Source organism: Pseudomonadota bacterium, assembly GCA_034660915.1.
In the GTDB taxonomy this organism is placed as follows: domain Bacteria; phylum Desulfobacterota; class Anaeroferrophillalia; order Anaeroferrophillales; family Anaeroferrophillaceae; genus DQWO01.
The window spans coordinates 1-12652 of sequence record JAYEKE010000124.1 but is presented as its reverse complement, the minus strand read 5'-3'; the positions used below and the strand labels follow the sequence as shown (position 1 = coordinate 12652).

General features: G+C 47.2%; 13 protein-coding genes. 1 reads left to right on the top strand and 12 read right to left on the bottom strand.

The genetic code is table 11. From position 1 onward, the window contains the following. Positions 1 to 434 (top strand): HisA/HisF-related TIM barrel protein (locus U9P07_07715; GenBank protein MEA2109290.1); only part of this gene is annotated, 434 nt, incomplete at its 5' end. On the opposite strand, the gene U9P07_07710 is transcribed toward U9P07_07715, so the two are convergent. The 12 genes from U9P07_07710 to U9P07_07655 all read right to left on the bottom strand — a co-directional run bounded on the left by U9P07_07710 (position 427) and on the right by U9P07_07655 (position 12626). Beyond that, the gene (locus tag U9P07_07710; GenBank protein ID MEA2109289.1) at positions 427 to 2124 is read right to left on the bottom strand and encodes a class I adenylate-forming enzyme family protein; all 1698 of its coding nucleotides are present in this window, start codon (positions 2122 to 2124) and stop codon (positions 427 to 429) included. The two genes, U9P07_07715 and U9P07_07710, sit on opposite strands and share 8 nt — an antisense overlap. Before the next feature lie 16 nt (positions 2125 to 2140). After that, entirely contained in the window at positions 2141 to 2887 is a 747-nt protein-coding gene (locus tag U9P07_07705) for an ATP-binding cassette domain-containing protein (GenBank protein MEA2109288.1), read from the bottom strand. Position 2888: 1 nt separating this feature from the next. Continuing rightward, positions 2889 to 3650 (bottom strand): ABC transporter ATP-binding protein, encoded by a 762-nt coding sequence (locus U9P07_07700; GenBank protein ID MEA2109287.1) that lies wholly within the window; start codon positions 3648 to 3650, stop codon positions 2889 to 2891. Next, positions 3650 to 4663, bottom strand: a complete 1014-nt coding sequence (locus tag U9P07_07695) for a branched-chain amino acid ABC transporter permease (protein MEA2109286.1) — start codon at positions 4661 to 4663, stop codon at positions 3650 to 3652. The genes U9P07_07700 and U9P07_07695 overlap by 1 nt, the downstream gene beginning before the upstream one ends. Before the next feature lie 3 nt (positions 4664 to 4666). Beyond that, on the bottom strand, positions 4667 to 5533 hold the full coding sequence (locus tag U9P07_07690; GenBank protein ID MEA2109285.1) for a branched-chain amino acid ABC transporter permease: 867 nt from the start codon (positions 5531 to 5533) through the stop codon (positions 4667 to 4669). A gap of 56 nt (positions 5534 to 5589) precedes the next feature. After that, the gene (locus U9P07_07685; protein MEA2109284.1) at positions 5590 to 6081 is read right to left on the bottom strand and encodes a DUF3795 domain-containing protein; all 492 of its coding nucleotides are present in this window, start codon (positions 6079 to 6081) and stop codon (positions 5590 to 5592) included. 111 nt (positions 6082 to 6192) lie between these two features. Beyond that, positions 6193 to 6792, bottom strand: coding sequence for a nitroreductase family protein (locus U9P07_07680; GenBank protein MEA2109283.1), 600 nt, complete (start codon positions 6790 to 6792; stop codon positions 6193 to 6195). Between the two features lie 14 nt (positions 6793 to 6806). After that, on the bottom strand, positions 6807 to 8075 hold the full coding sequence (locus U9P07_07675) for an ABC transporter substrate-binding protein (GenBank protein MEA2109282.1): 1269 nt from the start codon (positions 8073 to 8075) through the stop codon (positions 6807 to 6809). A gap of 305 nt (positions 8076 to 8380) precedes the next feature. Then, positions 8381 to 9730, bottom strand: a complete 1350-nt coding sequence (locus U9P07_07670) for a sigma-54 dependent transcriptional regulator (protein ID MEA2109281.1) — start codon at positions 9728 to 9730, stop codon at positions 8381 to 8383. Beyond that, complete coding sequence (locus U9P07_07665; protein ID MEA2109280.1) at positions 9709 to 11217, bottom strand: ATP-binding protein; 1509 nt, start codon at positions 11215 to 11217, stop codon at positions 9709 to 9711. Before U9P07_07665 ends, U9P07_07670 begins: the two co-directional genes overlap by 22 nt. Before the next feature lie 21 nt (positions 11218 to 11238). After that, a complete protein-coding gene (rsmI, locus tag U9P07_07660; GenBank protein MEA2109279.1) occupies positions 11239 to 12099 on the bottom strand; it encodes a 16S rRNA (cytidine(1402)-2'-O)-methyltransferase in 861 nt (286 codons plus the stop codon). Positions 12100 to 12122: 23 nt separating this feature from the next. Further along, positions 12123 to 12626 carry a DUF721 domain-containing protein gene (locus tag U9P07_07655; GenBank protein ID MEA2109278.1) on the bottom strand — a complete coding sequence of 168 codons (504 nt, stop codon included), beginning with the start codon at positions 12624 to 12626 and terminating at the stop codon, positions 12123 to 12125. Positions 12627 to 12652: the final 26 nt, after the last annotated feature.

Below are 12652 nucleotides of genomic sequence, written 5' to 3'. Positions count from 1 at the left end.
AACCTGAAGTAATCGCGGAAATGGTAAAGGCTTTTGGTGCCGACAAGGTAACGGTTGCCATCGATGTGGATCAGAATGCTGCCTTGCCCTCAGGCTATGAAGTCTATATTGACGGTGGGCGGACAGCTACTGGTTTTGATGCCATTGAATGGGCAAAACAAATTGACGGTTACGGAGTTCCGGTCATCCTCCCCACCAGCAAGGCAGGGGACGGTGTCCGGACCGGCTATGACCTGCCGGTAATCAAGGCTATCAAGGAAGCGGTTTCAGCGGAAGTAGTAGCCTCTGGTGGAGCTGGAAAACTGGAACATTTTTTTGACGCCGTTCAAGCGGGTGCTTCCATTTTGCTGGCAGCGTCGGTATTTCACTTCGGGATTATAGGGGTTGGCGATGTCAAAGACTACCTTCGTAGCCGAGGTATTTCTGTTAGCTGAAGCTGTTAATCTTATCCGCAAATCTATCGAAAAACCGGGGTCTGTCCCCGGTTTTTTTCTGAGCTTCTTTACGTTTTTCCTCATCCCTGATTTCACGGCGTAAAAGTTTGCCGACTTTTGATTTCGGCAACATATCGCGAAATTCTATATAATGGGGAATCTTGTAAGGAGCCAGTCGCTTACGGCACCAGCCGGTCAAAGTCTCACCATCAACCCCTTTGGCATCCTCCTTGAGAACAACAATAGCTTTGATGCGTTCGCCACAACTAGCATCCGGAACTCCAACCGCGCAAGCACCCATCACTGTGGGGTGGTCCTGTAAAACCGCTTCGATTTCGGAGGCTGAAATACGATAGGCCTTATATTTGATTGTATCAGCGGTTCTCTCGACAAACTGAATTTCACCGTTTTCATTGATACAGACATAATCGCCCATGCGGTAAAAGATCTCATCACCTATCTTGACATAGGAGAGTTTCGTCTCCTCAGGTTTATTCCAGTAACTTTTATTCGTATAAAGTGAGGTCACCAGCAATTCACCGGTAGCCCCGACCTCGACCTCCTCCAGGGTTTCGGGATCAACTACCAGACAGCGCCTTGAGGGCAAAATACTACCGACTGTCTTGGGATCGGGATCCCGGTCGAGACGACTATAGGTCAGATGACCGACTTCGGTCGAGCCATAAACCTGATAGAGAGGATTACCGGTCAGCTCCCACCAACGCTTAAATATTTCACCCGGCAGAACATCCCCGCCACAATAGCAGTACTTAAGCGAGGAAATATCATAACTGGGCAACCGGTCGTTTTCCAGGATCATGCGATAAAGTGCCGGCACCCCAAGCATCCAGCGAACTTTGAAACGTTCTATTTCCCGGAGTACGGCATCGACCTCCGGGATCGGCATCAGCACCGTGGTAACGCCGAAATTGAGACCGGCCGCGAGCAAAAAACCTTTGGCCATAATGTGAAAAAGCGGATTGACCATGATCATGGTATCGTTGCCTTCATCAATATAATCACCAAAAAGACCCATGACATCGCTGACATACGAAACCTCACTGGCATGGCTGCCGGGTACACCCTTGGGAAAGCCGGTGGTCCCACCGGTATACATGATATAGGCCAGATCCTTATGGACATCGATATCGACATCAGGCGGTTGCGGCGGAGCCTGGTGCAGAAGTTCGTTGAAACGATAGATATTGTCCCCTCGGACGGTACTGCCCTTGGGAATTTTATCAACCAGAGTGCCGAAAATCTTCTGCCAGGTGTAGAGCATGTCAGTCAAGTTGGTGACAATTATACGCCGTAAAGGATGCTGACGATCGACTTCCTTAACATAACCAAAATTAGTATCCATACAGATAACCGTCTCTACCTCGGCATCCTGTACCATGTAGAGCAGTTCATACGAGGTGTAAATCGGCGAGACCGGTACAACCACGGCGCCCAGTTTCTGGATGGCAAAATTAGCAATGATCCATTGCGGCGAATTGCCCAGATAGATCATGACCTTGTCCTGATACCCCACCTCTAAGCGATGCAGGGCGGTGGCAAACTGATCGATCATCTGCTTTAGAGAACGATAGGAAAATTTCCGCCCCAGATAGATCAGGGCGTTGCGCTCCGGATATTTCAGGCAAGCTGCTTCAAAAGCTGAAAAGGTGTAGGTGTTACGTTGATTCATATCGTACCCCAATTGGTCATACCCCGAAATAGGCCGCTTTGACGTCAGGATTATCGAGCAGTTCCTGGCCGGATCCGGACATCACCCCGGAGCCGTTCTCCATGATGTAAGCATAGTCAACAATCGGAATAACCGGCCGAGCAAACTGTTCCGTTATTATAATGGAAATTTTTTTGGTTTCACGAATAAGCTTGACCGACTCCATAACAACCTGCTGGTAGGCCGGGCTTAAACCTAAAAGCGGTTCATCGAGTAAAAGGAGCTTCGGCTGCGCCATCATGGCCCGGCCGATGGCCGCCATCTGCTGTTCCCCTCCACTTAAGAAACCAGCCGGGCGACGAAGCAGCTTTTTTAAAGGGGAAAAGATCTCCATAACATATTCCAGGGTCTCCTTAGCCTCTTTTCGGGTGGCCATATAGGCACCGATCTTAAGGTTTTCAAGGACGCTGCTTTCGGGAAAAAGACGCCTCCTTTCGGGACAGAGAACCAACCCCATGCGGGCACGCAGATGGGGTTTGAGCCGGCTTATATCCCGGCCATGCAGAGTAATTTTACCCATTACGGTTATCTGTTCCCCACCCCGCATTTTTTCCTTCTTCATCAGGTCTAAAATAATCCCCGAAAGAGTATACATCAAAGTTGATTTTCCGGCACTATTGGCCCCGAAAACTCCTATAATCTGGTTTTCACCACAGCTCAGCGCAATATTGTTAAGGGCCAGCATGTTTTCATAGAAAACCATCAATCCTTCGGCGACCAACATCTTAAACTACCTCCTCAGCCCCGAGATAGGCTTCCCTAACCTTCTCATTAGCCATCACCTCTGCTGGAGTACCTTCAATGATCTTATCACCATAACTGATGGCCATAACCCGCCTGGCAACCCTGAAAAGCTCCTTGAGGCGATGCTCAATCATGATAATCGTTACTCCGGATTGATTGAGCTTTTCTATCAAAGGCACCATTGAGGCAATCTCACTCATACTAAGGCCGGAAAAAACCTCATCACAAATCAGGAGTTCCGGGTTGAGAGCCAAACAGCGGGCCAGTTCCAGCCGTTTCAGGTAGCCGGTCGGCAAAGTTCCGGCAAGCTTGTAAGGAACCTTTGATTCACGTTCAAAACCAACCTCTTCCAGCAGATCCAGGGCAATAATATTGCGATCCCCATGGCGGCCGCCGCCACGCCAGCCACCGGTCTTACGGGCCCGTGGACTGTAAAGAGGAATAATTAAGTTTTTGTAAGCCGGCATGCTGTTGTACGGGCGCATAATCTGAAAAGTGCGGCAGATGCCCAGGTTGACAATCCGATACGGTTTCATCCCCCTAATGTTGCGACCATTGAAAATAATCTCACCGGCGGTGGCCTTGATAAAACCGGTAATACAGTTTATCAGCGTGGTTTTACCTGAACCATTGGGCCCGATGACCCCTAAGATCTCCCCTTTGGTGATCGAAAAGTTGATATCACTTAAGGCCGTAACCCCGCCAAATTTTTTACTCAGCTCTTTAACGGTTAACATAGTCATTATATTTCTACCCAACGCTCAAACTGACTATACTTACGGGACAAGTAATTGAGCAACCCCTCACCTTTGATGACAATCACCACCGTCAAAATCAAGGAATACGCCACTATCCGTAAAGGCCCGAAAGCACGCAGGGCCTCTGAAAGCGGCACCAGAAAAATCGCTCCTAACACAGCCCCAAGCAAAGAACCACCGCCGCCAATGACGGTTGCGGCAATCGGGATAATTGAAAAATCGAGAGCAAACATGGAAAGACCAGCCCACATATAAACATGGGCCAGGTAAGCCCCGGCAAAACAGCCTAAGAAAGCGGCGTAAAACAGGGCCTGAGCTTTGACAACCGTTATATTGATGCCCGAAGCCCTGACTGATTGGTCGTTATCCTTGATCCCCCTGATCACTAGACCGATATCCTCAACCGCCAGACGGCGCAGGGCAAAAAGAAAAACCAAGGTGGAAATAATCAGGAAATACTGTTCAGCCCAAGGATTGGCAAAACCGGCAATATCCATCATCCCGTTGGTACCACCGAAGAGTTCAAAAGCCTCGATAATACGAGTCATCATCAACGGATACATCAAAGTTACAATGGCAAAATAGACCCCACGCAAAGGCAGGCAAGGTAACAATAGAAGAGTACAGAAAGCGGCCCCGCCCAACGCCGCCATAGGGATCGAAAGAAACGGAGAAAAGTGCAAATATTTATTCAGCAGGGCAGCCCCATAACCACCAACCCCGACAAAAAATGAGCCCCCGAGACAGACCAGACCGACATAGTTGGCAAGAAAATCAAAGGCCATTGATAAAAGCGCATAGATACAGACAATCAAAAGCACTTTCTGCCAATAGGGGAAAAAATGGAGGATTAACGGAGCCAGAAGCAGGCCACCGATAAGCAACGCGCGAGGGGCCATGAGATATGATATCTCACGCCATGACGATAAGGCGTAAATGCCGTCGGAACGAACCTTGATACCACGATCAATCCTCTCTTTACGCATTCCTGTTTTCATTTTTCAAACTCTCTCTTCAAGCTCTTTATGTTTACCGAAAAAACCTGACGGTTTTAAAATCAGGGTCGCAATGATGGCCCCTAAAGTAACCACCATCTGAAAATGGGTGGCCAGATAGGTAACCGTAATAACCTGGAGAAAACCAAGAACAAAAGCCGCCAGGATGGTCCCCCCCCAACTGCCGATACCACCGACCATACAGACAGCCAAGGCAAAAATCAGGGTATTGTAGCCCGCCTCGACCACAATACTGCCCAGTGGAAAAATCATCAACGCGGCCAACCCGGCCATGGCCGAACCTAAGGCCATGGCCAGGGTGGCAGTCATGTCGGAATCGATGCCGAGCATCATCGCTGCCCGCTCATCCTGAGCAATCCCGCGCAAGGCGAGACCGGTTTTCGTAAACTTGGTAAAAGCCCAGGCGGCCACCAACATCACCAGGCCGACAGCGACCACCATCAAACGCTGGTAATCGATCGGTACGTCACCGATAAAAACCATCCCTTCGAAGAGCACCGGCAAAGTAAAGGTGGTTCCTTTGAAACCGAGCCAGCGAAAGGTCTCGATCAGCGCCACCCCAATCGCATAAGTGGCAATAATCTCGTTCATATTCATGCCCCGGATGCGTTTAAGAATAAACTGGTAAATTATGACCCCGACCAGGGATGCACAACCTAAAGATAACAGCGCCGCCGGCAGAAAGGACAAATGTAGTTTATGCATCATGATCCAGGCGACAAAACCGGTAAAGACAAAGATAGCTCCATGGGCAAAATTGGGCAGCCGACTGATACCGTAAACCAGGGTAAAGCCAAAAGCGATAAGGATCAGTTTAAAGCTGTTAACAATCCCGTAAATTAAAATTTCCACCAGTAAACCTCAAGGTTGGTGACGTTATACGATTTTAATGAAACATTTTAGAAACACTAATCCAGGTCCAACTTTGCTTTGCACTGATTGCATTTTACAACTCCCCGGAAAACTTTGTTGCCGCATTCCGGACAAAAATATCGGGATTCTTCATCTTGAATCCATTTTTCCGTACCAAATTTTCTTCTATATGGAACAGACCGCAAAATTACCTTCTTTCCAACAGCCATCGAAAAATTTTCAATATAATGACAGGGAAATTCGTCGCACTGATGACATCCGGCATATCCCTTCTTTATTGTACACTCCCTGATCTCACACTGTTTGCAATGCATGAACAAATCATCAGATAAACACCCTTGGCATCGGATATCATCAGTTGAAAGATTTTCACTTCCGGGAAGAGTACCCTTGCCAGGAACACCCCCTTTGTAAAGTCCCACCAAACTCTCCTTAAATTTCTGATTGTTGTCACGATAAGCTATGTGAATTGCGCAAACTCCGCAATAAAGCCCACAGGGCGAAATAAAATCCGGATTAATATTCATATTTTCATATCCTTTCAACCTATCATTTTTTAATGCAAGGACGCAGAGCTTTGTTTACAAAATCAATCTTTTGTCTTTATGGCTCCACGCCCTCGCACCTTCTACACCGAATCAACCCTGATCATACTCGACCCCAAAACAATCGGCATAAATCACCGGATCACGACGGCGACTGGAAGGTACATCTCCAGCTGCTTTGCCAACAAAGAGCAGACCGACAATCTCAAGGTTATCGGGCACCGAGATAATCGGCCGGACCTCAGCCGGATCGAAAAAAGTAAACCAGAGGGAACCAAAACCCAAAGTCGTGGCCGCCAGCATCATATTCTGCATGCAGGCCGAACCGGCCTGTATACTGCCAGTAGGTTGATTAAAATAATCTCCGAGACCACCTTTACCAGGGTTGACCAGAACCGCAATGACGAGCGAAGCCTCCTCCATAAAATCAATACTGAAACCGCCAACCCAGCCGGGTCCACCTTTATCCAAGACTGTCTGCTTGGCCTTTTCACCAGCCTGGCGCAGCTTTTTCTTGATCTTATCGGCAGTGATGACCACAAATGACCAGGGCTGCTGGTTAAGCGGGTTGGGAGCCTGCTGGCCGGCCTTGATTATCATTTTAATTTCTTCCGGCTTAAGAGACACTTCCGGCTGAAAAGAGCGACAACTCTTGCGGGCCTCAAGCAGGGAAAACAGATCAGCAAATTCCATAATATTTACCCCCGTCATTTCATCCAGGGCGGCAGGATAATATCCCCGGTCGCTCCAGCTTTGGGAAAGAATTGTACCCGTTTGCCGTTCTGCCATTGAAAAAGACAGCCGGCCGCACCTTTTTCCGGATCGCCAGAAGGGATAATCTGGTGGTTCTTCGCAAATTTCATCCGCCCGTAAACCCCCATCAGATCTTGTTCTTCGAGAGCCTTGATCACCGCATCAGAATTAAGGCTGCCGGCCGCTTCGATGGCTGCCTTCAACTGATAAACGGCCATATAACTGGATGAAGTCCCATAGCCTTCCGGTTCCAGACCCCATTTTTTCTTGTAGCTGTCAACAAACTTCATCGTCCATGGTGTCATGGTTGAAGGTACATTACCGCCATTGACGGCATCAACAATCGTGTATTCACAATTACCCTTGGTGGCATCCCAGAAGTTAGGCTGTTCAGCCGCCGACATAAAACCCATCGGTACACACTTCATCCGCATATTCTTCCACTGTTTAAGCAGAATCGCCGATTCCGGCATATCCATCCAGATAAACAGAACTTCAGCTTTCAGGCGGCGGGCTTTCAAGAGACCCATGGAAAAATCGGTGGCCCCGGTGGGATAAATCTCCTGACCAAGAACTTCCCATTTGCCGGTACCCTTGAGCAATTTGGCGATAAATCCACCGGCTTTGCGGGCATGGGCAACATCCTGAACCATGATAAAAGCTTTTTTAAGACCGTGTTCACTATTTAAGAGATTAAAAACCTTGATCATATCTTTACCGATCGTGATGATCTCTGAAGAGTTGCGGAAACAGTATTTAAATTTATCGTAATCAGCCGCAATCCGCTTGTGGTAGCCCGGACTCAAGACTCCGGTCGTGACGATCGAAACCTTCTGGTGTTTATTGAGCAAGTCCATAACCGCCATCGCCGCTTCCGAACGAACCGGACCGCCAACAATAAAATCAGCCTTTTTTTCGAGAATAAGTTTTTCGACCCCGAGCAGGGCTTCGCTGACCGGAACCCCGGGTTCCAACGACCGGGTATCGATAACTTCAACCTTAAAAGGATGAGCAGCCCCTTCAAACGTGACGCCACCGGCCTGATTAATCTCTTCAACAGCCAGCTTAATCCCTCTTTCAGCATCCCAACCATAGAGAAAAGCGGTTGACAACGGACATCCCAAAACGATTGGTTTTCCGGTAGCAGCAGCACCGGCAACACTTGCAGTACAGACAACCAGTAATACGATTATTAACCAGACAAAACTTTTACCAATTCTCATCGCCACACCTCCTGCATCAGTTAGATATTATCTTGCATTCAAAAAAACCAATTCCATAATAACCAGCAATGAATATGCCATGAAATAGCATTCTAACCCGCACATACACTTAAAAAAGTTTCCATAGTTTAAATTCACACAGATACAAAGGGAAATAAAATCAAATTACTTAAAAAGGAATCTCAATACTATAAAATCGTTTTATTGAAAAACAGAAAATAAGCGGGTGTCGGTGGATAAGAATTTTCCAGGTGGATAATTATTTTCCATCATCGATGAAGAATATCTCTGCTGGGCAAGCTGCTTCAGCTATCTCCGAAAGAGATATCCAGTGACTTGATTTTATTTCGTAAGGTAGGTCGGGTAATTCCCAAGATGCGGGCCGCCCGGGAGATGTTCCCGTGACAACATTCAAGGACGTGAGCAATGTGCTGGGCTTCGATTTCGCTCAAACTTTTTAATTGAAAAGATGTTGGATAATCAGCCTGCGGTCGGCGCAGCAGGTTAACAACACAAGATTCCTGCAGACAATTATCTTTGGAAAGAACTACGGCACGGGTCAAGACGTTTTCCAACTCACGAATATTTCCGGGCCAGTCATGCTCCATAAACCGCTTAATGGCAACTTTAGAAATTCGCTGAATTTTTTTACCGGTAGTGCGGTTTATTTTTTTTATCAGGTACTCCACCAGCAGAGGAATATCATCTTTGCGTTTTCGCAAAGGCGGGATAGATATCTCAAAAACTTTGAGCCGAAAATAGAGGTCTTGACGAAACTCTCCCCGCTTAACCATTTGCGCAAGATCACGATTAGTCGCCGCTATAATCCGAGCATTGAATTTTATCTTCTGATTTCCCCCAACCCGCTCAAATTCCCGTTCCTGGATAAAGCGTAGTAGTTTGGCCTGCAAATGGAGGGGAATCTCACTGATTTCATCGAGAAATAAGGTTCCACCACCGGCAACCTCAAGTTTGCCTTTTTTGGTCTCACTGGCCCCGGTAAAACTGCCTTCTTCATGGCCGAAAAGTTCACTTTCAATCAGATTTTCAACAATTGCAGAACAGTTGAGAGCAATAAAAGGCTCTCCGGCCGACGAGCTGTAATAGTGAATAGCCCGGGCCACCAACTCTTTGCCGGTACCGCTCTCGCCGACAATCAGAACCGTGGTTTTCACCTCTGAAAGCAGTCCGATAAGCTTAAAAATCTCTTTCAACTCATGGGAGCGGCCAACAATCGTGTTCTCCTTGAACCCCTCATCCACAACCTTTATAGATTCAGTTTCAGGGATATCACTTAAGGCCTTGTCTATAACCGCATCAAGAGCATCAATATCAATCGGTTTATGTAAATAGTCGAAAGCTCCGAGCTTGATAGCCTGAACCGTAGTTTCCATCTCCTGATAGGCTGTTATAACAACTGTCCGACAATCTATACCCTCAACTTTAAGCGCTTTCAGCAGTGCCAGACCACTCATACCGGGCAGACGCAGATCGACAATGGCAACCGCCGGCTTTTGGGCTTGAATCAGCGCCAATCCAGCTTCACCATTATCAGCTATGGCAACCCCATAACCCTTTTCCCGAAAATAGAGTTCCAGGCTTTCCAGCAGTTCCAGGTTATCGTCAACGATGACTATTTCAATTCTTTTTGCCATGGCAGTACAACCCTGAAAATTGTGCCCTGATTAATCTTGCTTTCAACCCCGATCGAACCACCATGTTGTTCAATCACCCTGGCAACATTGCTGAGTCCAAGACCAATACCGTTTTTCCTGGTGGTAAAAAAAGGTTGAAAAATCTGCTCTAGCTCATCTTCCCGTATACCGCAACCGTTGTCGGCCACAGCAATTTCAATCATACCATTATCGGCGCCTGTGTTTTTCTGAAAGCGGGTCGAAATGATTAATCTTTTATCCGGGGATTCGTGCAGGGCCTCTATCGCATTGGTGATCAGGTTATCAAAAACAATATCCATACTGTTACCATCAACTTTGACTTCCGGCATCGCCTCGTCAAGATCAACCTGTATGAGGATACCCGCAGCGGCCAGAAGATCATCAAACCTCCGTATAACCTTATTTATCAGATCATTGACATCATACCAGTGCGGACTTATTTCGAGAGGTCTGGAGAAAAAGAGGGTATCCTGTAGAAGCTTGTCAAGCTTATCGATATCACGCAGAATAATCTCCATACGCCGGGTATCGTTTTCAGCCAGATTAAGCTTTCTCTGTAAAATCCTGACATTGACCTTTATTGATGAGAGCGAATTTCTGATCTCATGGGCAAAAACAGTGGCAATACGACCAATTACAGCCAATCGTTCATGCTCGAGTTCTTTACGCACCGATTCCATCCGCTCAGTGATATCCCGACAAACTCCGGCCTGGGCCGGCAGAGCATCATAGCGAACCCAATTGATTTTGATCTCAACCGGGAATTTTGTTCCATTAACCTTAACTGCTTCGGTTTCATAAATTTCATGATTTAAAACTTCAGAAAGTTGATCTTCGGTCCCGGCAAAGAGACTACCGTAGCTTTCCCCCACCAAGGTTTCAGGTTCTCGTCCCAACATTCTGCCCAGAGCCCGGTTGGCAAAAATCAGCCGATCGTCACGACAAACAAAATAACCATCACTGATATCTTCAATCAAGGTCCGATAGCGATTTTCAGAATTGTAGAGCTGTTCTGTCCTTTTTTCAACCTTCTCTTCAAGACTCTCCAGAAAACCCTGCATTTCCTCTTCATGCTTGCCCTGGAAATATTCACTAAATCGATTAATCGTGACATCCACCGAATTATTTACCGAAAGCAGAGCATTGCACAATTCCTCTCCCTGAAAAACCAACGGTAAGTGATTGATCATAATGATTCGGAAGATACCAAAGGCTTTCTGGACCTCAGAGAGAGAGAATCCCCGATCAAGTCGCATTCTCGTAATGAAAACAATAAACTCCTCAATTGGCTGCCAATCATGGTTGCAGATAACCGAATAATTTCCGTCATAGGCCCGGGCCACAGTCTCACGCAGTTCCGATAAGTTACGTTCGCGGTAACGGTCACTGATTGTGCGGCTCAGCTGCTGCACCCAGTCATCAATAATTTCACTGCGTTTAACCCTGAGGAATGTACAAAGATTCATATAACACCCCAACTTTACCCTTTACTTACCGGCATCCAGCACCAACCGATAAATATCTTTTTTTCGCCAGCCGGGAAACTCAGCCTGAAGGACATCAACCAAGTCCCTGGTAGATAATTTACTGGAGCTCATCAATTCATGCAGCCGCTTTTTCAACTGTAACGGATCGACTGCATTTCCCCCCTGATCACCCTTATGCACTCCGGCAACCAGCAGGGTGATCTCCCCCCGCCATTTACGATCACTTTCCCGGACGATAATATCTTCAACCGAACCACGGATATATTCCTCATAAATTTTGCTCAGCTCGCGGGCAATGCAGATATTCCGATTACCCAAGGTTTCTGCTACCGCTGCCAGAGTTGCCTTCAAACGCCGGGGAGATTCATAGAATATCATGGTGGCAGGTATCTCAGCCAGTTCAGCCAGGCGTTTGCTACGGGCGCTTTTTTTGGTCGGCAGGAATCCGACAAAATAGTATTCGTGCATTGGCAATCCTGATGCGGTCAGTGCGGTAATGGCCGCACAGGGTCCAGGCAGGGAGACCAGAGGAATTCCTGCAGCTATTGCGGCCCTGATCAGGGCAAATCCCGGGTCTGAGATGCCGGGAGTTCCCGCTTCCGAAATCAAACCGATACTTTGGCCGTTTTCCAGCTGTTGCACCAAGGATGCTATCCGACTTTCAGCGCTGTATTCATGGAATGAAACCAGGGTGGTATCGATGCCAAAGTGGGCAAATAATTTGCGGGCCGTACGGGTATCTTCAGCCGCAACCTTATCAACCTGTTTCAGGGTTTCTAAAGCCCTTGCCGTCAGGTCACCAAGATTGCCAATGGGAGTGGGAATGATATAGAGGGTTCCAGGAACAACAGGGAGATTCATCTTTTTCAGGACAGCCACCCGTTTCAATTCAACAACTGCTGTATTCGGTCTTTCAAGCGTAGCTGATAGAGGATATCCGCCAGTTCGGGATCTTTCACATGACGACATATCTCTTTTTTTATCTTTTTTTTCTCCCATTCACCTATCAAGCGGGAAGAACATGTCGTGACAGTGGAGTCAGGCTCAGACTGATTTTCCACTGCTATTTCTCCCAGCTCAAAATGCAGGTGAGTAATAAGGATTTTACCTCCAGCTAATTCATTGAAACGATCAATAATCCGATCCTGAAAAAAATAAAGCTGATGCATCCAGGCATGATTGACAACTTTGACATGTAGTTTTTTCCGACTGATAAACAGGGGCTGACACTTTTTTACCAGCTGAGGACCCACTACCTCCGGCCATCTGGCAAACAACTGGTAAAGCTCCATTTTTTTCCGCAGGCGATACTTATCGATAACCTGAGGAAGCAGATCACCAACATAACCGCCTTTGCCACCGCGCTGCTGATCAATTTTTTTCGCCATAGCTACTCACAACATTTTTTCAAGCT

Excerpts from the sequence above, each read along its gene's own strand:
- U9P07_07710 (MEA2109289.1), bottom strand. The coding sequence starts at position 2,124 with ATGAATCAACGTAACACCTACACCTTTTCAGCTTTTGAAGCAGCTTGC.
- U9P07_07705 (MEA2109288.1), bottom strand. The coding sequence starts at position 2,887 with ATGTTGGTCGCCGAAGGATTGATGGTTTTCTATGAAAACATGCTGGCC.
- U9P07_07700 (MEA2109287.1), bottom strand. The coding sequence starts at position 3,650 with ATGACTATGTTAACCGTTAAAGAGCTGAGTAAAAAATTTGGCGGGGTT.
- U9P07_07695 (MEA2109286.1), bottom strand. The coding sequence starts at position 4,663 with ATGAAAACAGGAATGCGTAAAGAGAGGATTGATCGTGGTATCAAGGTT.
- U9P07_07685 (MEA2109284.1), bottom strand. The coding sequence starts at position 6,081 with ATGAATATTAATCCGGATTTTATTTCGCCCTGTGGGCTTTATTGCGGA.
- U9P07_07680 (MEA2109283.1), bottom strand. The coding sequence starts at position 6,792 with ATGGAATTTGCTGATCTGTTTTCCCTGCTTGAGGCCCGCAAGAGTTGT.
- U9P07_07675 (MEA2109282.1), bottom strand. The coding sequence starts at position 8,075 with ATGAGAATTGGTAAAAGTTTTGTCTGGTTAATAATCGTATTACTGGTT.
- U9P07_07670 (MEA2109281.1), bottom strand. The coding sequence starts at position 9,730 with ATGGCAAAAAGAATTGAAATAGTCATCGTTGACGATAACCTGGAACTG.
- U9P07_07665 (MEA2109280.1), bottom strand. The coding sequence starts at position 11,217 with ATGAATCTTTGTACATTCCTCAGGGTTAAACGCAGTGAAATTATTGAT.
- rsmI (MEA2109279.1), bottom strand. The coding sequence starts at position 12,099 with ATGAATCTCCCTGTTGTTCCTGGAACCCTCTATATCATTCCCACTCCC.
- U9P07_07655 (MEA2109278.1), bottom strand. The coding sequence starts at position 12,626 with ATGGCGAAAAAAATTGATCAGCAGCGCGGTGGCAAAGGCGGTTATGTT.